Annotated in this window: 21 protein-coding genes and 1 riboswitch; of the genes, 16 read left to right on the top strand and 5 right to left on the bottom strand. The window is 73.8% G+C overall.

Going from position 1 to position 22,515, the window contains the following annotated elements; all coding sequences use genetic code 11:
* The 7 genes from VM95_RS33325 to VM95_RS33295 form a co-directional block, all read left to right on the top strand.
* Window positions 1-364, top strand: a 364-nt coding sequence (locus VM95_RS33325) for a zinc-binding dehydrogenase (protein ID WP_157882267.1), incomplete at its 5' end; no start/stop codon positions are given.
* A gap of 10 nt (window positions 365-374) precedes the next feature.
* Window positions 375-2,405 (top strand): protein meaA, encoded by a 2,031-nt coding sequence (locus VM95_RS33320; protein ID WP_078860922.1) that lies wholly within the window; start codon window positions 375-377, stop codon window positions 2,403-2,405.
* Window positions 2,406-2,431: 26 nt separating this feature from the next.
* Window positions 2,432-3,394 carry an HpcH/HpaI aldolase/citrate lyase family protein gene (locus tag VM95_RS33315; RefSeq protein ID WP_045704035.1) on the top strand — a complete coding sequence of 321 codons (963 nt, stop codon included), beginning with the start codon at window positions 2,432-2,434 and terminating at the stop codon, window positions 3,392-3,394.
* A 2-nt stretch (window positions 3,395-3,396) separates the two neighbouring features.
* A complete protein-coding gene (locus VM95_RS33310; RefSeq protein WP_045704019.1) occupies window positions 3,397-3,900 on the top strand; it encodes a MaoC family dehydratase in 504 nt (167 codons plus the stop codon).
* A 161-nt stretch (window positions 3,901-4,061) separates the two neighbouring features.
* On the top strand, window positions 4,062-5,264 hold the full coding sequence (locus VM95_RS33305; protein ID WP_045704018.1) for an acyl-CoA dehydrogenase family protein: 1,203 nt from the start codon (window positions 4,062-4,064) through the stop codon (window positions 5,262-5,264).
* A 648-nt stretch (window positions 5,265-5,912) separates the two neighbouring features.
* Window positions 5,913-6,605: a phosphatidylserine decarboxylase gene (locus tag VM95_RS33300; protein ID WP_045704017.1), complete on the top strand. Its 693-nt coding sequence runs from the start codon at window positions 5,913-5,915 to the stop codon at window positions 6,603-6,605.
* Window positions 6,592-7,473: a CDP-alcohol phosphatidyltransferase family protein gene (locus VM95_RS33295; protein ID WP_425265383.1), complete on the top strand. Its 882-nt coding sequence runs from the start codon at window positions 6,592-6,594 to the stop codon at window positions 7,471-7,473. The genes VM95_RS33300 and VM95_RS33295 overlap by 14 nt, the downstream gene beginning before the upstream one ends.
* Window positions 7,474-7,555: 82 nt before the next feature.
* On the opposite strand, the gene VM95_RS33290 is transcribed toward VM95_RS33295, so the two are convergent.
* From VM95_RS33290 to VM95_RS33280, 3 genes are all read right to left on the bottom strand, one after another.
* The gene (locus VM95_RS33290) at window positions 7,556-8,827 is read right to left on the bottom strand and encodes a hypothetical protein (protein ID WP_045704015.1); all 1,272 of its coding nucleotides are present in this window, start codon (window positions 8,825-8,827) and stop codon (window positions 7,556-7,558) included.
* A gap of 757 nt (window positions 8,828-9,584) precedes the next feature.
* A complete protein-coding gene (locus VM95_RS33285) occupies window positions 9,585-10,691 on the bottom strand; it encodes an alpha/beta hydrolase family protein (RefSeq protein ID WP_045704013.1) in 1,107 nt (368 codons plus the stop codon).
* Window positions 10,692-10,800: 109 nt separating this feature from the next.
* Complete coding sequence (locus VM95_RS33280) at window positions 10,801-11,493, bottom strand: helix-turn-helix domain-containing protein (protein WP_052706294.1); 693 nt, start codon at window positions 11,491-11,493, stop codon at window positions 10,801-10,803.
* A gap of 192 nt (window positions 11,494-11,685) precedes the next feature.
* Window positions 11,686-11,826, top strand: a riboswitch (cobalamin riboswitch).
* Window positions 11,827-11,978: 152 nt separating this feature from the next.
* Between VM95_RS33280 and VM95_RS33275 the strand changes: the two genes are divergently transcribed.
* From VM95_RS33275 to VM95_RS39360, 8 genes are all read left to right on the top strand, one after another.
* Entirely contained in the window at window positions 11,979-12,941 is a 963-nt protein-coding gene (locus tag VM95_RS33275; protein WP_045704029.1) for a cobalamin biosynthesis protein, read from the top strand.
* A gap of 100 nt (window positions 12,942-13,041) precedes the next feature.
* A complete protein-coding gene (locus VM95_RS33270) occupies window positions 13,042-14,586 on the top strand; it encodes a cobyric acid synthase (RefSeq protein ID WP_045704011.1) in 1,545 nt (514 codons plus the stop codon).
* Window positions 14,579-16,750, top strand: coding sequence for a putative cobaltochelatase (locus tag VM95_RS33265; RefSeq protein ID WP_078860921.1), 2,172 nt, complete (start codon window positions 14,579-14,581; stop codon window positions 16,748-16,750). The genes VM95_RS33270 and VM95_RS33265 overlap by 8 nt, the downstream gene beginning before the upstream one ends.
* Window positions 16,751-16,756: 6 nt before the next feature.
* Window positions 16,757-17,362, top strand: coding sequence for a cob(I)yrinic acid a,c-diamide adenosyltransferase (cobO, locus tag VM95_RS33260; RefSeq protein WP_045704009.1), 606 nt, complete (start codon window positions 16,757-16,759; stop codon window positions 17,360-17,362).
* A 4-nt stretch (window positions 17,363-17,366) separates the two neighbouring features.
* The gene (locus tag VM95_RS33255) at window positions 17,367-18,734 is read left to right on the top strand and encodes a cobyrinic acid a,c-diamide synthase CobB (RefSeq protein ID WP_045704007.1); all 1,368 of its coding nucleotides are present in this window, start codon (window positions 17,367-17,369) and stop codon (window positions 18,732-18,734) included.
* 59 nt (window positions 18,735-18,793) lie between these two features.
* Window positions 18,794-19,336 carry a chloramphenicol phosphotransferase CPT gene (cpt, locus tag VM95_RS33250; RefSeq protein WP_208615568.1) on the top strand — a complete coding sequence of 181 codons (543 nt, stop codon included), beginning with the start codon at window positions 18,794-18,796 and terminating at the stop codon, window positions 19,334-19,336.
* A 48-nt stretch (window positions 19,337-19,384) separates the two neighbouring features.
* On the top strand, window positions 19,385-19,861 hold the full coding sequence (locus tag VM95_RS33245) for an OsmC family protein (RefSeq protein ID WP_045704005.1): 477 nt from the start codon (window positions 19,385-19,387) through the stop codon (window positions 19,859-19,861).
* 73 nt (window positions 19,862-19,934) lie between these two features.
* Window positions 19,935-20,414 carry a hypothetical protein gene (locus tag VM95_RS39360; protein ID WP_052707720.1) on the top strand — a complete coding sequence of 160 codons (480 nt, stop codon included), beginning with the start codon at window positions 19,935-19,937 and terminating at the stop codon, window positions 20,412-20,414.
* A gap of 14 nt (window positions 20,415-20,428) precedes the next feature.
* Here the strand turns inward: VM95_RS39360 and VM95_RS33235 are convergent, their stop codons facing one another.
* Both VM95_RS33235 and VM95_RS33230 read right to left on the bottom strand, forming a co-directional pair.
* Window positions 20,429-20,884: a hypothetical protein gene (locus VM95_RS33235; protein ID WP_045704003.1), complete on the bottom strand. Its 456-nt coding sequence runs from the start codon at window positions 20,882-20,884 to the stop codon at window positions 20,429-20,431.
* A gap of 74 nt (window positions 20,885-20,958) precedes the next feature.
* The gene (locus VM95_RS33230) at window positions 20,959-21,477 is read right to left on the bottom strand and encodes a MarR family winged helix-turn-helix transcriptional regulator (RefSeq protein WP_045704001.1); all 519 of its coding nucleotides are present in this window, start codon (window positions 21,475-21,477) and stop codon (window positions 20,959-20,961) included.
* A 143-nt stretch (window positions 21,478-21,620) separates the two neighbouring features.
* Here VM95_RS33230 and VM95_RS33225 point away from each other — a divergent pair.
* Window positions 21,621-22,515, top strand: an 895-nt coding sequence (locus tag VM95_RS33225) for an EamA family transporter (RefSeq protein WP_045703999.1), incomplete at its 3' end; no start/stop codon positions are given.

Here is a 22,515-nt window from a genome sequence, read left to right as displayed (position 1 = left end):
CTCGGTGTACGTCACCCGCAAGGGCGGCACCATCGTCACCTGCGCCTCCACCTCCGGCTACATGCACCAGTACGACAACCGCTACCTGTGGATGTCGCTCAAGCGCATCGTCGGCTCGCACTTCGCCAACTACCGCGAGGCGTTCGAGGCCAACCGCCTGATCGCCAAGGGCAAGATCCACCCCACCGTGTCCAAGGTCTACTCGCTGGAGGAGACCGGCCAGGCCGCCCTGGACGTGCACCACAACAAGCACCAGGGCAAGGTCGGCGTGCTCTGCCTGGCCCCCGAGGAGGGCCTGGGCGTGCGCGACGCCGAGTTCCGCGCCCAGCACATCGACGCCATCAACCGCTTCCGGAACGTGTGAGACGGACCAGATGACTGAGCCTCAGAAGCGCGACCGCCCCTGGCTGATGCGGACCTACGCCGGGCACTCCACCGCGAGCGACTCCAACGCGCTCTACCGGCGGAACCTGGCGAAGGGCCAGACCGGCCTGTCCGTCGCCTTCGACCTGCCGACCCAGACCGGCTACGACTCCGACCACATCCTCGCCCGCGGCGAGGTGGGCCGGGTCGGCGTCCCGGTCGGGCACGTCGGCGACATGCGCACCCTGTTCGACGGCATCCCGCTCGAGCAGACCAACACCTCCATGACGATCAACGCCACCGCGATGTGGCTGCTGGCGCTCTACCAGGTGGTCGCCGAGGAGCAGGGCGCGGACATCGCCAGGCTCACCGGCACCACCCAGAACGACATCGTCAAGGAGTACCTGTCGCGCGGGACGCACGTCTTCCCGCCCGGCCCCTCGGTGCGCCTGATCACCGACATGATCGCCTACACGGTCGGCAACATCCCCAAGTGGAACCCGATCAACATCTGCAGCTACCACCTGCAGGAGGCCGGGGCGACGCCCGTCCAGGAGATCGCCTACTCGATGTGCACCGCGATCTCGGTGCTCGACGCCGTCCGCGACTCCGGCCAGGTGCCGGTCGAGCGGATGGGCGAGGTGGTCGCCCGGATCTCCTTCTTCGTGAACGCCGGCGTGCGCTTCGTCGAGGAGATGTGCAAGATGCGCGCCTTCGGCCGGCTCTGGGAGAAGGTGACCCGGGAGCGCTACGGCGTCACCGACCCGAAGCAGCGGCGGTTCCGCTACGGCGTGCAGGTCAACTCGCTCGGCCTGACCGAGGCCCAGCCGGAGAACAACGTCCAGCGGATCGTGCTGGAGATGCTGGCCGTCACGCTGTCCAAGGACGCCCGCGCCCGCGCCGTCCAACTCCCCGCCTGGAACGAGGCGTTGGGCCTGCCCCGGCCGTGGGACCAGCAGTGGTCGCTGCGCATCCAGCAGGTGCTGGCGTACGAGTCGGACCTGCTGGAGTACGGCGACATCTTCAACGGCTCCGAGGTGATCGAGGCCAAGACCGCCGAACTGCTGGCCGGTGCCGAGGCGGAGATCGCCAAGGTGCTGGAGATGGGCGGCGTCATCCCGGCCGTCGAGTCCGGCTATCTGAAGTCCAACCTGGTCTCCTCGCACGCTGCCCGCCGGGCCCGGATCGAGGCCGGCGAGGACAAGATCGTCGGCGTCAACTGCTTCGACACCACCGAGGAGAGCCCGCTCACGGCCGACCTCGACACCGCGATCATGGTGGTCGACCCGGCCTCCGAGCAGTCCGTGCTCGCCAACCTGGAGGCCTGGCGCGGCAGCCGCGACGAGGCCGCCGCCCAGCAGGCGCTCGCCGAGCTCAAGGCCGTCGCCGCCACCGACGCCAACCTGATGCCGGCCACCCTCGCCTGCGCCCGGGCCGGCGTCACCACCGGCGAGTGGTCCTTCGCCCTGCGCGAGGTCTTCGGCGAGTACCGGGCGCCCACCGGCGTCGGTGGCGCCCCGGTGGCCGTGGCCGCCGAGCCCGGCGGCGAACTCGCCCAGGTCCGCGACGCGGTGGCCGCCACCGCCGAGGAGCTGGGTGCCGGGAAGCTGCGCCTGCTGGTCGGCAAGCCCGGCCTGGACGGGCACTCGAACGGTGCCGAGCAGATCGCCGTACGGGCCCGCGACGCCGGGTTCGAGGTGGTCTACCAGGGCATCCGGCTCACCCCGGAGCAGATCGTCTCCGCCGCCGTCGCGGAGGACGTGCACTGCGTGGGCCTGTCCATCCTCTCCGGCGCGCACTCCGAGCTCGTCCCCGACGTGCTGAAGCGGCTGCGCCGGGCCGGGGTGGAGGATGTTCCGGTGATCGTGGGTGGCATCATCCCGGCAGCGGACGGCGAGGCCCTCAAGGCCGCCGGCGTCGCCGCCGTGTTCACCCCGAAGGACTTCGGCATCACCACCATCATCGGCCGGATCGTGGACGAGATCCGGCTGGCCAACAAGCTCCAGCCGTGGACGCCCGCACCGACCGCGGCAACCAGCTGACCACTGGGAAGGAACCCTCGATTTCCATGACTGCTGTCAACCGACTGCGCCCGCGCCGCTCCTGCCTCGCCGTACCGGGCAGCAACCCGCGCTTCCTGGAGAAGGCCCAGGGCCTGCCGGCCGACCAGGTCTTCCTCGACCTGGAGGACGCCTGCGCCCCGCTGGTCAAGGAGAGCGCCCGGCACAACATCGTCGACGCCCTCAACAACGGCGACTGGGGCAACAAGACCCGCGTCGTGCGCGTCAACGACTGGACCACGCACTGGACCTACCGCGACGTGATCACCGTCGTCGAGGGCGCCGGCCAGAACCTCGACTGCATCATGCTGCCCAAGGTGCAGACCGCCGAGCAGGTCAAGGCGCTCGACCTCCTGCTCACCCAGATCGAGAAGACCATGGGCTTCGAGGTCGGCAAGATCGGCATCGAGGCGCAGATCGAGAACGCCAAGGGCCTGATCAACGTCGACGCGATCGCCGAGGCCTCGCCGCGCGTGGAGACCATCATCTTCGGCCCGGCCGACTTCATGGCCTCGATCAACATGAAGTCCCTGGTGGTCGGCGAGCAGCCCCCCGGCTACCACGCCGACGCCTACCACTACATCCTGATGCGCATCCTGATGGCCGCCCGCGCCAACGACCTGCAGGCCATCGACGGCCCGTACCTGCAGATCCGCAACGCGGAGGGCTACCGCGAGGTGGCCGGCCGCTCCGCCGCGCTCGGCTTCGACGGCAAGTGGGTGCTGCACCCGGACCAGGTCGCCATCGCCAACGAGGTCTACTCGCCCTCGCAGGAGGACTACGACCACGCCGAGCTGATCCTCGACGCCTACGACTGGTGCACCTCCGAGGCCGGCGGCTTCAAGGGCTCCGCGATGCTCGGCGACGAGATGATCGACGAGGCCAGCCGCAAGATGGCCCTGGTCATCTCCGGCAAGGGCCGGGCCGCCGGCATGCAGCGCACCTCGAAGTTCGAAGCCCCGGAGGCCTGATCATGCAGTTCGGACGCACCTACGAGGAGTTCGAGGTCGGCGCGGTCTACAAGCACTGGCCCGGCAAGACGGTCACCGAGTACGACGACCACCTCTTCTGCCTGCTCACCATGAACCACCACCCGCTCCACATGGACACCAACTATGCGGAGAAGACGACGGACTTCGGCAAGAACGTCGTGGTGGGCAACTACATCTACTCGCTGCTGCTCGGCATGTCCGTCCCGGACGTCTCCGGCAAGGCGATCGCCAACCTGGAGATCGAGTCGCTGCGGCACGTCGCGCCGACCTTCCACGGCGACACCATCTACGGCGAGACCACCGTGCTCGACAAGTGGCCCTCCAAGTCCAAGGACGACCGGGGCATCGTCTACGTCGAGACCAAGGGGTACAAGCAGGACGGCACGGTCGTCTGCATCTTCCGCCGCAAGGTGATGGTGCCGACCGAGACGTACATCAAGGAGCGCGGCGGCGAGCAGCCCGGGCGCCCCACCCCGCTCTCCTGACTCCTCCCGAAGAGCTCCTCCCGAAAAGAAAGACCCCGGACGGGGCGGCCGCCGTCATCGGCCGACCCCCACCCGGAACGGGGGCCCTGCTGCCGCAGCCACGCCGGCAGGGCCCCCGGCAATCCCCCCCCCGGACCCTCAGAACAAATCGGAGCCGCACGATGGGACGCCTGGCACAGACCGACGGCCTCACCGAGATCCAGCGGGACATCCTCGCCACCGTGCGGGATTTCGTCGACAAGGAGATCATTCCGGTCGCGACCGAGCTGGAGCACAAGGACGAGTACCCGACCGCCATCGTCGAGGGCATGAAGCAGCTCGGGCTGTTCGGCCTCACCATCCCCGAGGAGTACGGCGGCCTCGGCGAGTCCCTGCTCACCTACGCCCTGGTGGTCGAGGAGATCGCCCGCGGCTGGATGTCCGTCTCCGGGATCGTGAACACCCACTTCATCGTGGCGCACATGATCAACGCCCACGGCACCCAGGAGCAGAAGGACTACTTCCTGCCGAAGATGGCCGCCGGCGAGCTCCGCGGCGCCTTCTCGATGTCCGAGCCCGGTCTCGGCTCGGACGTTTCCGCCATTTCCACCAAGGGCGTCAAGGACGGCGACTTCTACGTCCTCAACGGCCAGAAGATGTGGCTCACCAACGGCGGCACCTCCACCCTGGTCGCGGTCCTGTGCAAGACCGACGAGGGCGGCAGCACCCCGTACAAGAACATGACCACCTTCCTGATCGAGAAGACGGCCGGCTTCGGCCCGAACCCGACCGTGCCCGGCCTCACCGTGCCCGGGAAGATCGAGAAGATGGGCTACAAGGGCGTCGACACCACCGAGCTGGTGCTGGAGGACGTCCGGATCCCGGCCGACCGCGTCCTCGGCGGCGTCCCCGGCAAGGGCTTCTACCAGATGATGGACGGCGTCGAGGTCGGCCGCGTCAACGTCGCCGCCCGCGGCTGCGGCGTCGCCCGCCGCGCCTTCGAGCTGGGCATCTCCTACGCCCAGCAGCGTTCCACCTTCGGCAAGAAGATCGCCGAGCACCAGGCCATCCAGTTCAAGCTGGCCGAGATGGCCACCAAGGTCGAGGCCGCGCACCAGATGATGGTCATGGCCGCCCGCAAGAAGGACAGCGGCCAGCGCAACGACCTGGAAGCCGGCATGGCCAAGTACCTGGCCTCCGAGTACTGCAAGGAGGTCGTCGAGGACGCCTTCCGCATCCACGGCGGCTTCGGCTTCTCCAAGGAGTACGAGATCGAGCGCCTCTACCGCGAGGCCCCGATGCTGCTCATCGGTGAAGGAACTGCGGAGATCCAGAAGATGATCGTCGGGCGCCGGCTCCTCGAGGAGTACAAGATCGCCGAGTGATCGGCCTCCGATCACCGGATGATCACCGGTCGATCAGCGGGCGATCACCGCGCGGTCGCGGTTCGATCGCTGGTTGATCGCTGATAGGTCGCCGATTGATCGCTGATCGGTCGCTGATCGGTCGCTGATCGGTCGCCTTCCGATCACCGGGCCGCGGGCGGGGAACGCCCGCGGCCCCCGCGAACAGCCGGGAGACGGGCGTGCGGGCCCGCCCCGGCAGAGCGCCGTGCCCCGTCACGGGCCCGGCCTGGTCCGCCTGGGTCCGGCACGGCCCTCCGGAAGCGGCCGCAGGGCGTACAGCTGCAGCAACGCGCCCTGCGGCCGCTTCCGTACACCCGTTTCCGGGCGTCCCGGCCGTTTCCCCCGGCCCCTCGACCCCCCGCTGCCCCGGCGGGTTCAGCCCGCTCCGCCGCTGAGACAAGAGTCACCAGCCGCGCCCGGTCCCTTGGGAACCGGAGCGGGCCGAGCTACGGTCATAGAGGTGGGTGCGTGTACGCGCTCCCGCCGGACACATGAACGAGCAGGCGGGTTGCCCACCCACCGTGTGCTCCCGATAGCATCCACCGGGACAGCAAGCCGTCCCTCTATTACCGATCCCGCGGTGGCCCCCCGTCCAGCGGCCATGATCCCCCGCGACAAAGGTCTTCGATGCCCATCAGCCCGTCCCCTCACACCTCCGTCACGGACCGCGACGTCCTCGCAGCCCGGACGGCCGGTCGGCGACCCCGCGTGACCATCGCGCGCGGAGCCACCCCCTGGTTCGTCCCCACCCTCGCCACGGCCGCCGTGACCACCGCCCTCACCCGGCGCAGCGGCAAGTGGGCCCTGGCGGCGGTCCCCGCCTGCGCGCTGAGCGCGGGCATGCTGTGGTTCTTCCGCGACCCCGAGCGTGAGATCGGCACGGGCAGAGTGATCTCCCCCGCGGACGGCGTGGTGCAGAGCATCGACGCCTGGCCGGACGGCCGCACCCGCGTCGCGATCTTCATGAGCCCGCTCAACGTCCACGTCAACCGCGCGCCCCTTCCGGGCACGGTGACGTCGGTCGAGCACGTCGCGGGCGGCTTCGTGCCCGCGTTCAACAAGGACAGCGACCAGAACGAGCGGGTCGTCTGGCACTTCGACACCGAACTCGGCGACATCGAGATGGTCCAGATCGCGGGGGCCGTGGCCCGCCGCATCGTGCCGTACGTGGCCGCCGGTACCAAGGTCGAGCAGGGAGACCGGATCGGCCTGATCCGGTTCGGGTCCCGGGTCGACACCTACCTGCCGGCCGGCGTCGAGGTCGGCGTCGAGGTCGGCCAGAAGACCACAGCCGGGGTGACGCGCCTTGACCGTGACTGATCCTGAGACAATCGTCGGCCTGGACGACGAGGAGACGTCCCTGCGCCGCCGCCGCTGGGCGCGCGACCGCGAGCTGCGCGCCCCGCGCTCTCCGCAGCACCTGTCCACCGCCGACTTCCTGACCCTGGGGAACGCCGTCTGCGGCTTCCTGGCGATCTACTCGATCACCACCGGGGTCCTCGTCCCGCACATCACCAACCCGGACGCCGCTCCGGACCGGCACAGCGCCGCCACCGCGGTCACGCTGCTGCTGATCGGCTCGATGTGCGACCTCTTCGACGGCCTGGTGGCGCGCAAGCTGCGCTCCTCGGCCCTCGGGGCGGAACTGGACAACCTGGCCGACCTGATCAGCTTCGGCATCGCGCCGGCCTACTTCGTCGCGGTCTGGGGCATGGTCTCGTCGACCGGCTCCAGCAGCAAGCTCTCGGCGCTCATCGCGCTGACCGTGCTGCTCGCGGTCGTGCTGCGGCTGGCCCGCTTCTCGGCCGTCAAGATGCGGCCCGGGGTGTTCCAGGGCATGCCCTGCCCGATGGGCGCGATGACGGTGATCGCCATCGTGCTGCTCGACCCGCCGTTCCAGCTCGGTCTGCTCGCCATCTTCGGCGCCGCGTACCTGATGGTCAGCCGGATCGAGTACCCGAAGCCGCAGGGGCTGCTGGCCACCGCGACGCTCTGCTGGATCGTCGTCTCCATCGGCTGCCTGGCCGCCTGGGCGACCGGCCTGCCGGGCGGCGACGCGCTGCTGCACGTCGGTGCGTTCGCCCAGATCACGCTGGCCGCGATGGCGCCGCTGCTGGTCATCCGGCGCAAGGTCGGGCAGAAGGTCGGCGACGTCCGCGCCCGGCGGGCGGAGTCGCGGCTCGGCTGAGACCGATCGCTTGCACGCGGAAGGGCCCGGAACCTGGTGGTTCCGGGCCCTTCTTCCGTTTGCCTTCCGTCTGCGCCGACCGCTACGCGCCGCCGTTGTGGACGCTGAACGCGGAACGGCGGGCGGCCCGCGCCACGCCCGGGTCCGGGTGCACGCCCGAGACCGCCGTCAGCACCGAGGCCGCGCGCGGGTGACCCGACTGCCGGGCCCGGGCGAACAGCCGCACCGGGTCGCCGGCCGAGGCGCCCTCGACGTGCCCGACCAGCAGCTCCGTCTCGCCGTGGTCCAGCACCGCCGCCGCGGTGTCCACCCACAGCCAGGCCGCGTCCTCCGCGCCCAGCACGTCCGCCGGGGAGACCCCCTCGTCCGCGCGCTCGGCCAGCCACAGCAGCGCGTACGGGCGCAGCACCGGCTCGTCCACCGCCGCCCGCACCGCCTGCTCCGCCGGGCCGCCGGCCACCCGCAGCGCCTCGAAGGCCAGGCCGCGCACCAGCGCGTCGTCACCCTGGGCCGCGTCCAGCAGCTCGGCCACCGCGCGGTCCGCGGGGCGGGCCGCCACCCAGGCCCGGTACTCCGCCCGGGCCGGGCCCGGGGAGTAGTCGGCGCAGGCGTTCAGCAGCTCGAAGGCGCTCTGCTCGATGTGCCCGGCCGCGGTCTGCGCGACGGTGCAGATCTCCTCCAGCTTCGCCCGCACCGCCCAGTGGCCCAGCGGGGACAGCTCGGCGGCGTCGTCCGCGCGGACCACCGCGCCGACCGCCGCCAGGCCGTCCAGCATCCAGTCCAGTACGGCGGCCACGTCGGACGGCGCGGCCGGGGTGTCGATCTGCGGCTCCCGGCAGGTGCCGCGCACGGCCGACACGGCGGAGGCCGCGTGCGGCACCGGCGAGATGCCCGGGCCGACGGCGCCGCCCACGCGGCGCTCGTCCAGGCCGCGGCGCAGCAGCTCCAGCAGCTCGACGTCGGCGACCGGGCCGTCCACCAGGTGCAGGAAGGACAGCAGCTGCGGGGCCTGGTCGACGGCCTGGCCGGCCAGGACGGCGAACACGCCGCGCAGGGCGGCGGGCGGGACGGGCGCGAGCAGCGTCCAGGCGTCGAACAGCGCGGACCAGCCGCGCACCACGGCCTCGTCGTCGTGCTCCCAGGCGTGCAGGCGCCAGCCGGGGCCGGCTCCGCCGTCCCGGGCCTCCACCAGGCCGACCAGCAGGGCCTGGCCCCAGGCCTTCGCAGCGGCGCCGACTGTCATCGCCAGCGCGCGGCCCGCGGCGCGGGCGTCCTCGGGCAGCAGCTCGCCGCGCTTGTCGACCTCTTCCAGATCGCCGGCCCAGCGGGCGATCCGCACGGCGTCCACCAGCATCCGGCGGGCCAGCGGCGCCAGCTCGGCGGGGGCGGGGAAGCCCTCCGGGACCGGAACCCGGCCCCGCCCGGGCGCCGGGGCCGGGCCCCGTCGGCGGGGTACGCCGGGCCTGGGTACACCGGCCCCGCCCGGCCTGCCACCGGCTGGCCGGTGGGCCGTACCGGGGAGACGGGTCACCGTCGCACCGGTACCGATCGTCGGTTGGAGCGGGGCATCACGGTCGCGCGGGTTCCGAGACGTCACGTCGAGCAGTCTTCCCCTTGCACGGGCCTTCTGTCACATCCGGTTGTCCGTACGACCGGACGCGCCCGGACGGCACCTCCGCAAGATCGGGCAACAGTGGCAAACCGGCTGGCCGGAAACGTGTGGCGGGTCCATGCCAGGGTGCGCGGGTCGGTCGCGGTGCCCGACCGGGCGGTCACGCTCCGTGTACGGGCGCCCGCCGGAGCCGCCCGGGCCGTCGGACGGGCGGGACGGAAATCGGACCCTTCGGTTTCGGGATCCGCGTTTCGGGTTCCGCGTTCCGCGTTCCGCACGGAAAGTCGACGGGGCCGACTTCTCGCGCACAACGGGGCGGCGGGAAAGCGAATGGAGAAGCGGGCATCGACTTCGCGTGCGGTGCGGACCGCCGGGCGAGCGCCGAAGATCGGCCACGGACGAACCGGGTTCGGGAGCGGCGAAAGCGCGGGAAGTCGGCCGGTCCGACTTCCCGCGCTTTCGCATTCGTTCCTGGGAGCTCACAGGAGATCACAGGAGATCACAGGAGGGGGGTGAGCCAGCGGCGGAGGAGTTCGGTGTAGCGCTCGGGGGCGGAGTTCCACAGCGCGGCGTGGTCGGCGCCGGGGAAGGCCTGGAGGCTGACCACGCCGTGCCGGGCGTGGGCGAGGTGCTCGGCGGCCCGCAGCGGGGCGATCGGGTCGTCCGGGCTCTGCAGCAGCAGGGTGGGCACGTGCAGGTCGGCGCCCTCGGCGATGCGGGCGAAGTCGGCGAGGTCGACGCCGGTGCGGCCCTGGGCGGCGAGCGCGCCGAGCTCGGCGACGGCGCCGGACCAGCCGGCCCGGCGGGCGTCGCGCCGGGCACTGGCCTGGAGGTCCAGCACCGGCGAGTCCAGGATCAGGCCGCGGACGGCGTGCGACCAGGCGGAGCGGGCGGCGGCCTGCAGGACCATGGTCGCGCCGACCGACCAGCCGTACAGGATGACCTTGCCCGCGCCGTTGTCGAGCGCCAGCCGGATCGCCGACTCGACGTCCCGCCACTCGGTCTCGCCGAAGTGGCTGAGCCCGTCCGGGGAGGCGGGGGCACCTTCGTCGCCGCGGTAGGTGACGGCCAGCGCGGGCATGCTGAGCCGGTCCAGGACGGGGAGCACCGGGAGCGTCTGCTGCCGGTCGGCGCCGGGGCCGTGCACCAGGATCACCCAGGTGCCGCGTTTGCCGTCGACGTACCAGGCGGGGAGGTCGCCGAGTTCGCCCTCGGCGGTGGTCCCGGTGAAGGGGAGGCCGAGCGCCGTGGTCGGGTCGCCGAGCAGGACGCGCGGGGTGAAGCGGACCTCGGTGCCGGGAGCCAGGGTGCCCCGGTCGGCCCGGACGAGCCGCCGGGTGACGCCCTGCGCGTCGCTGTGCAGCACCTCCTCGACGACGGCATGGCCGCTGCCCTCCCACTCGACCGCCCAGCGGCCGGGGCGCAGGCTCTCCGGGCGGCGGGTGAAGGTGACCCGGCCGGCGGCGAGGCGCTGGACGACGAGCGGCCCGGACTCCGGCGCGGCGGTCTCCGGCCGCACCATCCGCTCCGAGGCCTTGCGACCGACCACCAGGACGGCGGCCCCTACGGCGGCGGCCGCCACGACGGCTGCGGTTCCCCAACGCATTTCGTTCCCCGCTCTGCTGGTCGGTCCGGGCGGTGTTCGTGCACCAGTTCACCGGCGGGCGGCGCGCCGGGCCACCGGGCTGGGCCGTCCGGGGCACGGGGACGGGGGATCAGGCGGGATTTCGGTGGTCCGGTGGCCGAGAAGTCGCCAGGAGTTCCAGGAAGCGGTCGGTGAGGCGCCCGGCGACGGGTCTGACGCCCGGGGCGCCCCAGTGGCCGGGGACGGCGTGCTCCTGATGGAGGGTGGCCAGGGCGGCGGCCAGGTCGTCGCGGTCGGCCGGGACGATCCGGGCGACGGCCGCCAGGTGCGCCTGCCAGCGGCCGTCCACGCAGCGCCGCAGCAGCCGGTCGAGGGCGTCCCGGCGGCCGGTGGCCTCGACGAGGGCGGCGGGGGCCAGCCCGAGCGTCTCCGCCAGGGCGCGGGTCGCGGCCGCGTCGCCCTCCCAACGGCCGGTCCGTTCGGCCTCCCGGTAGACGGGCAGGGCGACGCCGATCCGGCCGGCGGCCGCCTGCTGGGTCAGTTCGCGGGCCAGCCGGTGGTCGCGCAGCCCCACCGGGCGGGTGCCCATCAGCTGGGCGGCGGTGCACCACAGGACGCGGGCGAGCGCGACCAGCTCCGTCTCGTCCGGGTGCAGCTCACCGCTCTCCCAGGCGCGCACGTGGGCGGGCAGCAGCCTGACGCCGTGTGCGGCCAGTCCGTCCGCGACCTGCTCGGGCGTCAGGCCGAGGCCGGTGCGGTGGGAGCGGGCGGCGGCGGGCGAGAACGGCACCGGGAGCGGGGCCGGGGGCTGTCTGCGGCGCATGGCCGAACGGTAGGGGCGTGCGGCGGGCCGGGCCCAGGTGCCGAAGCCACGAAGCGGCCGGGGCGGGGCCGGCGTACGGCTGGGCGATCGCACAGCTCGGCGCGGTGCGCGCTGTGACCAACCCCTCCGTGACCTCGGTTGACTGCCGGTTCGGCAGCGTGATGGGATTCCGGGGCCAAACGGAGGCATGGAGAGGAAGCCGGTGCGAGTCCGGCGCGGTCCCGCCACTGTCACCGGGGAGCACGCTCGGACAACGCCACGGCGGGCTGTCAGTTATCGCTGGGGGCTGCTGGAAGGCCCGGGAGTGCGTCCGACCCGGAAGCCAGGAGACTCTCGCCCCCGGTACGTCGAGCCAGGGCGCGGACCCTGAGTGAGGACACGCACGCGATGCAGGCTGCCCCACCCCGCCGGACTTCGAGCTGCCTTCCGCCGTGCGCCCGGTAGCCGCGCGGGCCGTCGACGCGCGGGCGCTCGCCGCGCGCCCCATACGCCCGGCGGCCCGGGCCGCCGCGTTCGCGCTGGGCGCCGTCGCCGGGTACGCCGTCGACGCCCGTTTCGCCGATCCCCGCCGCGGCCACCCGGTGGCCGCCTTCGGCACCGCTGCGACCGGGCTGGAGCGGCGGCTGTGGCGGGACGGCCGGGCGGCCGGCGCGGCGTACACGGCGCTGTGCGTGGGCACCGTCGCGGCCGGCGCGCTCGCCCTGGACCGCACAGTCGGCCGGCGCCCGCTGGGCCGGGCGGCGCTCGCGGCGGCCGCGACCTGGACGGTGCTCGGCGGCACCTCGCTGACCCGGGAGGCGCGCGCCATCGGCCGCTCGCTGGCCGCCGGCGACCTGGCGGCCGCCCGGGAGCGGCTGCCGCACCTGTGCGGGCGGGACCCGAGCGCCCTGGACGAGCAGCAGATCGCCCGCGCCGTCGTCGAGTCGGTGGCCGAGAACACCGCCGACGCCGTGGTCAACGCGCTGGCCTGGGGCGCCCTGGCGGGCACGCCGGGCCTGCTGGCGTTCCGTGCGGTCAACACCCTGGACGCGATGGTCGGCCACCGCTCGCCCCGCTACGCCCGGTTCGGCTGGGCCTCCGCCCGGCTGGACGACGTCGCGGGCTGGCCGGGCGCCCGGCTGACGGCGCTGCTGACGGTGGCTGCCGCCCCCGAGCCGCGGACCGCCTGGCGGGTCTGGCGGCGGGACGGCTCCGCGCACCCGAGCCCGAACGCGGGCCAGGCCGAGTCGGCCTTCGCCGGCGCGGTCGGCGTCCGGCTGGGCGGGACCTTGCAGTACGGCGAGCGGGTCGAGCACCGGCCCGTACTGGGCGAGGAGTTGCGGCCGGTGACGGTGGACGACATCGAGCGGGCCTGCACGCTGTCGCGGCGGGTCGGCGCGCTGGCGCTGGGTACGACGGTCGCGGGGCACGTGCTGCTGCGCGCGTTCCGCAAGAGGGGTGGGGCATGAGCGAGCGATGGGGGTACCCCCGGCCGGAGGCTGGGGGAGAGCGAGCCATCGGAAGGTGCGCACGGTGCGAAGCGCCCGCCGGGCGAAGCGAGGCGGGAGTATGAGCAACGCGCTGCTGGTCGCCGGGACGACCTCGGACGCGGGCAAGAGCGTGGTCACGGCCGGGATCTGCCGCTGGCTGGTCCGTCAGGGCGTGCGGGTCGCGCCGTTCAAGGCGCAGAACATGTCGCTGAACTCCTTCGTCACCGCGGACGGCGCCGAGATCGGCCGCGCCCAGGCGATGCAGGCGCAGGCGGCCCGGGTCGAGCCGGAGGCGGCGATGAACCCGGTGCTGCTGAAGCCGGGGGCGGACGGCCGCAGCCAGGTGGTGCTGCTCGGCAAGCCGGTCGCCGAGGTCGGCGCGCTGGACTACCGCGAGCGCAAGCCCGTCCTGCTGGAGCGCGCCCTGGAGTGCCTGGCCGACCTGCGCCGTCGCTACGACGTGGTGGTGTGCGAGGGCGCCGGCTCGCCGGCCGAGATCAACCTGCGCGACCGCGACATCGCCAACATGGGCCTGGCCACCGCCGCCGCCCTGCCCGTCGTGGTGGTCGGCGACATCGACCGCGGCGGGGTGTTCGCCGCGATGTACGGCACGCTGGCGCTGCTGTCGGCGGAGGACCAGCGGCACGTCGCCGGCTGGTTCGTCAACAAGTTCCGCGGCGACGGGCGGCTGCTCGCGCCCGGGCTGGAGATGCTGCGCGAGCTGACCGGCCGCCCGGTCCTGGGCACGCTGCCGATGCTGCCCGGGCTGTGGCTGGACGCCGAGGACTCGCTGGACCTGTCCACCGTGGTGGACCGGGTGGACGGGCGCGGGCCGCTCGGGGCGGACGTGCTGCGGGTCGCCGTGGTGCGCTTCCCCCGGCTGTCCAACTTCACCGACCTGGACGCGCTGGCGCAGGAGCCTGGCGTGCTGGTGCGCTGGGCGACCCGGCCGGAGGAACTGGCCGACGCCGACCTGGTGGTGCTGCCCGGCACCCGGGCCACCGTGGCCGACCTCGCCTGGCTGCGCGAGCGCGGCCTGGAGCCTGCGCTGAAGGCACGGGCGGCGGCCGGGCTGCCGATCCTCGGCGTCTGCGGCGGCTACCAGATGCTGGCGCGCTCGATCGACGACGCGGTGGAGTCCGGGGCGGGCCTCGTCCCGGGGCTCGGCCTGCTGCCGGCCGACATCCGGTTCGGCGTCGAGAAGGTGCTGGCCCGGCCGGTGGGCGAGGCGTACGGGCAGCGGGTCGAGGGGTACGAGATCCACCACGGGGTGGCCACGGTGGACGGCGGGGAGCCGTTCGTCTCCGATGGCCGTGGGCAGGGTCTGGACGGCTGCCGGGTCGGCTCGGTGTGGGGCACCACCTGGCACGGCGCGCTGGAGAACGACGGGTTCCGTCGCGAACTCCTGCGCGAGGTCGCCGAGTTGGCCGGGCGGGCGTTCATGCCGGCACCGGACACCTGCTTCGCCGAGGCGCGCGAGGCCCGGCTCGACCGGCTGGGCGACCTGATCGAGGAGCACGCGGACACCGACGCGCTGTGGAAGCTGATCGAGGGCGGGGTGCCGGCGGCCGGATCGCTGCCCTTCCTCCCGCCCGGGGCACCTGTGGGAGTGACGCATGACTGACGTCCGCTATCCGTTCACCGCGATCGTCGGCATGGCCGACCTGCGGCTCGGGCTGCTGCTCAACGCCGTCTCCCCGGCCGTGGGCGGCGTGCTGGTGCGCGGCGAGAAGGGCACCGCGAAGTCCACCATGGTGCGCGCGCTGGCCGGGCTGCTGCCCTCCATCGCCGCCGTGGACGGCTGCCGCTTCGCCTGCGACCCGGCCGCACCGGACCCGCAGTGCCCGGACGGGCCGCACACCTCCGTCGCCGGTCACGAACGACCCTCCCAGCTGGTCGAGTTGCCGGTCGGCGTGGCCGAGGACCGGATCGTCGGCTCGCTCGACCTGGAGCGGGCGCTCGCCGAGGGCGTCAAGGCGTACGAGCCCGGGCTGCTCGCCAAGGCGCACCGGGGCGTGCTCTACATCGACGAGGTGAACCTGCTCCAGGACCACGTCGTCGACCTGCTGCTGGACGCCGCCGCGATGGGCCGCTCGTACGTCGAGCGCGAGGGCGTGTCGGTGCGGCACGCGGCGCGGTTCCTGCTGGTCGGCACGATGAACCCGGAGGAGGGCGAGCTGCGGCCGCAGCTGCTCGACCGGTTCGGCCTGACCGTCGAGATCGCCGCCACCCGGGACCCGGCCGAGCGGGCCGAGGTCGTCCGGCGGCGGCTCGGGTACGACGCCGACCCGGCCGGCTTCGCGGCGCGGTTCGCCGAGGAGGAGCGGGAGCTCGCCGAACGCATCACCGCCGCCCGGGAGTTGCTGCCCAAGGTCGAGCTGACCGATGTGGCGCTGCGTCAGATCACCGCCGTGTGCGCCGCGTTCGAGGTGGACGGGCTGCGCGCGGACATCGTGATGGCGCGCACCGCCGTCGCGCTGGCCGCCTGGGCCGGGCGCACCGAGGTGCTGGAGGAGGACGTCCGCAAGGCCGCCCAGCTGGCGCTGCCGCACCGGCGGCGGCGCAACCCGTTCGACGCGCCCGGGCTGGACGAGGAGCAGCTGGACCGGACGCTGGAGGAGCACGCGCAGCCGGAGGAGCCGGCGGAGCCGGAACCCGAGGGGGACGGTCCTGATGGTGACGGGCCGGACAGCGGGCCCGACGGCGACGGCCCCGGCGACGGCGGCCCGGAGGACGGCGGCCCGGACGGCGGCGGCCCCGAGGGCGGTGGCGCCCCCGAGCCGTTCGACGGCGCCGCGCCGGAGCCGGGACCGGCCACCTCGGCCGAGGACGAGCCCGCGCAACCGCCCGTACCGGCCCAACACCCCGCGCCCGCACGGGAGTCGGCGCCCGTCGCGGCCGGCGACCCGTACCGGACCCGGCTGTTCACCGTGAAGGGCACCGGGCACGGCGCGCAGGGCCGCCGCTCCCCCGCCGAGACCACCGGCGGGCACACCGTCCGCGCCCGGCGGCCGCAGGGCACGCTGAGCCGGCTGCACCTGACCGCGACCCTGCAGGCCGCCGCGCCGCACCAGGTGGCGCGCGGGCGGGACGGCCGGGCGCTGGTGCTGCACCGGGACGACTTCCGCGAACAGGTGCGCCAGGGGCGGGAGTCCAACCTGGTGCTGTTCGTCGTCGACGCCTCCGGCTCGATGGCCGCCCGGCAGCGGATGACCGCCGTCAAGGGCGCCGTGCTGTCCCTGCTGATGGACGCCTACCAGCGGCGCGACAAGATCGGCATGGTCACCTTCCGGGGCGCCGACGCCGAGCTGGCGCTGCCGCCCACCTCCTCCGTCGAGGTCGGCGCCGCGCGGCTGGAGTCGCTGCCCACCGGCGGGCGGACCCCGCTGGCCGCCGGCCTGCTGCGCGCCCACGAGGTGCTGCGGGTCGAGCGGCTGCGCGACCCGAGCCGGCGCCCGCTGCTGGTCGTGGTGACCGACGGGCGGGCCACCGGCGGGCGGGACGCCGTCGCCCGGTCCCACCGCGCGGCCGCGCTGTTCGCCGCGCAGGGCACCGCCAGCGTGGTGCTGGACTGCGAGTCCGGCCCGGTCCGGCTGGGCCTGGCCCGCACCCTGGCCGGGCTGCTGGGCGGCTCCGCCGTCAGCCTGGACGAGCTGCGCGCCGAGGGCGTGGCCTCGCTCGTCCGCGAGAGCCGTTCCGTGAACTCCGCGCGGCCCGCGAACCCCGTGAGGCCCGCGAACACCGCGAACTCCGCGAAGCCCATCCGTTCGATGCGAAAGGCGGCCTGAGCCGACATGCCCAAGGGAGTCCCCGAGAGCGTCCCCGACGACGGCCTGACGACCCGTCAGCGCCGCACGCAGCCGATCACCGCCGTGCACACCGGCCCCGGCAAGGGCAAGTCCACGGCCGCGTTCGGCATGGCGCTGCGGGCCTGGAACCAGGGCTGGTCGGTCGGGGTGTTCCAGTTCGTGAAGTCCGCCAAGTGGAAGGTCGGCGAGGAGAACGCGCTGCGCGTGCTCGGCGCCTCCGGCGAGGGCGGCACCGTCGACTGGCACAAGATGGGCTCCGGCTGGTCCTGGATCCAGCGCTCCGCCGAGCAGGAGATGACCAGCGAGGAGGCGGCCAAGGAGGGCTGGGAGCAGGTCAAGCGCGACCTCGCGGCCGAGACCTACCGCTTCTACGTGCTGGACGAGTTCACCTACCCGATGCACTGGGGGTGGATCGACCCGGACGAGGTGGTCGCCGTGCTCAAGGACCGCCCCGGCAGCCAGCACGTCGTCATCACCGGCCGGTACGCGCCCGAGGCGCTGACCGAAGTCGCCGACCTGGTCACCGAGATGACCAAGGTCAAGCACCCCATGGACGCCGGCCGCAAGGGCCAGCGCGGTATCGAGTGGTGACCTCTTGAGCAACATCCCCCGCCTCGTCGTCGCCGCGCCCTCCTCCGGCGCCGGCAAGACCACCGTCGCCACCGGCCTGATCGCGGCGCTCGCCGCGCGCGGGCTGGCGGTGTCCCCGCACAAGGTCGGCCCGGACTACATCGACCCGGGCTACCACGCGCTCGCCGCCGGGCGCCCGGGCCGCAACCTGGACGCCTTCATGTGCGGGCCGGAGCGGATCGCGCCGCTGTTCCTGCACGGCGCGGCGGGCGCCGACGTCGCGGTGGTCGAAGGCGTCATGGGGCTGTTCGACGGGGCCTCCGGGCGCGGGGAGCTGGCGTCCACCGCGCACGTCGCCAAGCTGCTGCGGGCGCCCGTGGTGCTGGTGGTCGACGGCTCCTCGCAGTCCCGGTCGGTCGCCGCGCTGGTGCACGGCTTCGCCTCCTGGGACCCGCAGGTGCGCCTGGCGGGGGTGATCCTCAACCGGGTCGCCTCCGACCGGCACGAGCAACTCCTGCGCGAGGCACTGGAAGAGGGCTCGGGCGTGCCGGTGCTCGGCGCGCTGCGCCGCTCGGCCGCCGTCGCCACGCCGTCCCGGCACCTCGGGCTGATCCCGGCCGTGGAGCGCTCGGCGGAGGCGCTGAAGGCCGTCGCGGACATGGGGGACCTGGTCGCCTCCTCGGTCGACCTCGACGCCCTGCTGGAACTCGCGCGCACCGCACCGGAGTTGGACGCCGAGCCGTGGGACCCGTACGCCGAGGTGGCGCCGGTCGCCGGCCGGCCGCGGATCGCCGTGGCCGGCGGCGCGGCGTTCTCCTTCTCGTACGCCGAGAACGCCGAACTGCTCGGCGCGGCGGGCGCGGAGGTCGTCCCGTTCGACCCGCTGCACGCCTCCGCCCTGCCCGAGGGCACGGCCGGCCTGGTCATCGGCGGCGGCTTCCCGGAGCTGTACGTCCGGGAGTTGAGCGGCAACGCCGAACTGCGCTCGGCCATCGCCGCGTTCGCCGCCTCCGGCGGGCCGGTCGCCGCCGAGTGCGCCGGACTGCTCTACCTCGGGCGGGAGTTGGACGGCCTGCCGATGTGCGGCGTGCTCGACACCGACGCCCGGATGACCGAACGGCTCACCCTCGGCTACCGGGAGGCCGTCGCCCTGCACGACTCCCCGCTCGCCCCGGCCGGCACCCGGCTGCGCGGGCACGAGTTCCACCGGACGGTCTGCGAGCCGGGCGCCGGCGAACTCCCCGCCTGGGGCTGGCAGTTGCCCGGCGGCCCGCGCCGGGAGGGCTTCGCGGCCGGCAACGTGCACGCCTCCTACCTGCACCTGCACTGGGCCGGGACGCCCGGGCTCGCCGCGTCCTTCGCGGCGGCCGCGGCGGCGTACGACGCCGGGTGACGGGCCCGGTCGGCGGTTGTTGCGGTGCCGCCGGAGCGGCCCGTCCGTAGGATGCGCGCATGCGCGTGATCGTCCTCAACGGCGGCTCCAGCTCCGGCAAGTCGAGCCTCGCCCGGCAGCTGCAGGAACTGCTGCCGGAACCCTGGCTGCACCTCGGCGCCGACACCCTGGTCGAGGCGCTGCCGCCGCGACTGCTCGGCGGGGCCGACGGCCTCGGCGGCGTGACGGACGGCGACGGCACCGTCGAGGTCGGCCCCGCCTTCGCCGCCCTGGACGCCGCCTGGACGCTCGGCGTCGCGGCGATGGCCCGGGCCGGCGCGCACGTCATCGTCGACGAGGTGTTCCTCGGCGGCGCCGCCTCGCAGGCCCGGTGGCGTACGGCGCTGGACGGCCTCGACGTGCTCTGGGTCGGCGTGCGCTGCGACCCGGCCGTCGCCGCCGCCCGGGAGGCCGCCCGCGGCGACCGCGTCGCCGGGATGGCCGCCGCGCAGGCGACGGCGGTGCACACGGGCGTCGGCTACGACCTGGTGATCGACACCACGCGGGCGACGGCTCAGGAGTGTGCCCGAACCGTTCTCGCCCGGGTCGCCACCTGCGGTTGACTGTCCGGTGACCGACCAGCAGGTTCCCGGCCCCCGGAGGCAATCGGCATGACCAGGCAGCACACGTACACCGTCGAGATCACCTGGACCGGCAACCAGGGCACCGGCACCGGCGACTACCGCTCCTACGCCCGCGACCACGAGGTCTCCGCCCCGGGCCTGCCCACCATCCCGGGCTCCTCCGACCCCGCCTTCCGCGGCGACCCGGCCCGCTGGAACCCCGAGCAGCTGCTGCTCGCCTCCATCTCCCAGTGCCACCTGCTGTGGTACCTGCACCTGTGCGCGGTCAACGGCGTCGTCGTCACCTCGTACAGCGACCAGCCGGTCGGACGGATGGCCGAGACGGCGGACGGCGGGCACTTCACCTCGGCGGTGCTCCACCCGCGCGTCGAGGTCGCGGAGGAGGCCATGGTGGACAAGGCCGTCGCCCTGCACGCGGACGCCCACCGGTCCTGCTTCATCGCCAACTCGGTCAACTTCCCGGTCCGCCACGAGCCGGTCGTGACGGTGGCCGCGGGCAACTGACCCCCGCCGTCGCCGGCGGGCGGAGCAGCGGGTACGGTCGCGGCTCGTCGCACCAACGGACCGAAGGAAACCCATGCGCCGCGCCGCCGCCACCTGCCTGCTCGTGACCGCTGCCGCCCTGGCGGGGTGCGCGCGCAGCACCCCCGCGGCCACCCCGGCGGCGGCCCCCTCGGCCGCCGCCTCCACCCCCGCCCCCTCCGCTGCGAGTACCGGGCCGAGCGCGAGCGCCAACCCCGTGCAGGCCTGGGCCCTGCAGTCCTCGCAGTTCGGCACCGTGAGCGCCGCCGTGCTGCCGATGACCACGGCCATCATGAGCACCCACGGCGACCCGGCGGCCGTGGGCAAGGCGTGCGCGACCCTGGCCACGAAGGTCGACGGCGTCCGGCCGGAGGCGGGCGCCCCCACGGAGTGGGGCCAGGTCCTCGCCGACCTCCAGAAGACCACCAAGAACTGCGACGCGGTGGCCGCCGGGGACTCCGGCGCCTACGACCGGATGCAGGGCGACTTCGACACCGCCATCACCCACCTCAAGACCCTCACCGACCAGATCTGACCACCCCGGCGGCGTCAGCCGCCCTGGCCGAAGGTGCCCCGGCGGGGGTTGCCGCGGGCGTGGCAGGGGGCGCAGCGCAGGCGGGTGTAGATCGCCACCGGGCCCATGAAGACGTCCTCGCGGCCGTCGGCCGGGGACTTCGAGTCGGCCGGCTTCCCGCAGTCCAGGCAGGCGCGGTTCGGCCGGGCGGTGATCGAGCAGGCGCGGCAGACCAGGTGGGTCGGGTGTTCGGCGTGCACGACGACGGGCTGCGGCCCGCCGTGGATCAGGTGGTCGCACCAGGTGCAGGACTCGTCCTCCTGCGAGGCCAGCATCCGGGAACGGGTCTCCTGGAGCCAGCCGGCGGCCTGCTGCACCGGCACCTTCACCGGCGGCCCCCACCCGGAGTCGGCGAGCCACTGCGCGCCCTCCGCGCCGGCCGCGCGCAGCTGGTCGTCGACGGCGATGTCCCTGGGCGTCCTGTCCTTCATCGGCCTTCTCCTCCGGTGCGGTCTCCCACCCGGGTTAACGCACCCGGGCGGCTCGCGGACACGCGGGCCGGTCGTCAGCGCCGCCCGAGCACCGGCTCGGTGTCCCCGTGGGCGACCAGGAGCTTGCGCAACAGGCCGTCGAGCTGGGCGCGTTCACCGGCGTCGAGGGCGGCGAGGATGCGCTGCTCGTTGCGGACGTGGCCGTCCAGGACGGAGTCGATGAGGTCCTTGCCGGCCGGGGTGAGGCGGACCAGGACGGCGCGGCGGTCGTCCGGGCAGGGGCGGCGCTCCACCAGGCCCTTCGCGGAGAGGCGGTCGACGCGGTTGGTGATGGCGCCCGAAGTGACCATCGCGGCCTTGAGCAGCGCGCGGGCGTTGAGTTCGTACGGTTCGCCGGAGCGGCGCAGGGTGGCGAGGACGTCGAACTCGGAGGAGTCCAGGCCGCAGCTGGTGAAGTACTCGCGCAGGGCGTTCTCGACCCGGACGCCGAGGCGGCGCATCCGGCCGACCAGGGCGATGACGTCGAGGTCGAGGTCGAGCCCGGTCCCGGTCCACTGCTCGACGATCCCGTCGATGGTGTCGCGCTCCTGCATGGTCGTCCGCCTTTCGTGACTGCCGTCGTTCACCGGCCCCCTCCCGGTCCACATATCTTAACGCTCACATACTTGACGTTCAGCTACCGCCGGGCGTAGAAATATCTCAACGTTCAGATAATCAACGTTCAGGGGGATCTCTGATGGACCGCAAGCGCATCGGCATCGCCGCCACCGCAGCCCTCGCCCCGGCCGCCTGGGGCACCACCTACCTGGTCACCACCCAGCTGCTGCCCGAGGGCCGCCCGCTCCTGCTCGCCGCGCTGCGCGCCCTCCCCGCCGGGCTCCTCCTGCTCCTCCTCGGCCGCAAGCTCCCCAAGGGGCGCTGGTGGGGCCGCGCGGCGATCCTCGGCATGCTCAACATCGGGCTGTTCTTCCCGCTCACCTTCGTCGCCGCCTACCGCCTGCCCGGCGGCGTCGCCGCCACCATCGGCGCGATCCAGCCGCTGCTCGTCGCCGGGTTCTCCATCGGCGTGCTGGGCGTACGGCCCGGCCGGCGGGCCCTGGTCGCCGGGCTGGTCGGCGTCGGCGGCGTGGCCCTGCTCGTCCTCAACGGCGGCGCCCGGCTCGACGCCCTCGGCATCGCCGCGATGGCCGCCGCGATCGCGCTGATGGCGATGGGCACCGTCCTCATCCGCCGCTGGGGCCGCCCCGAAGGCGCGACCATGCTCGACGTGACCGCCTGGCAGCTCCTCGCCGGCTCCGTCGTCCTCGTCCCGCTAGCCGCCTTCGTCGAGGGCGCCCCGCCCGCGCTCAGCGGCGCCAACCTGGCCGGCTTCGCCTACCTCAGCCTCTTCAGCACCGCGGTCGGCTACGTCCTCTGGTTCCGCGGCATCGACCGCCTCGGCGCCGGCCCGGTCTCCTTCCTCGGCCTGGTCAACCCCGTCGTCGCCACCCTCGGCGGCCTCGTCGTCCTCCACCAGACCCTCACCCCCTGGCAGCTCCTCGGCCTCACCCTCGCCCTCGGCGCCCTCCTCCTCGGCCAGTCCCCCACCCGCAAGCCCGCCCCGACCCCCACCCCCACCCTCACCCCCGACC

The organism is Streptomyces rubellomurinus (assembly GCF_000961885.1).
Lineage (GTDB): Bacteria > Actinomycetota > Actinomycetes > Streptomycetales > Streptomycetaceae > Kitasatospora > Kitasatospora rubellomurina.
This window is presented reverse-complemented; position numbering and strand designations above follow the sequence as displayed.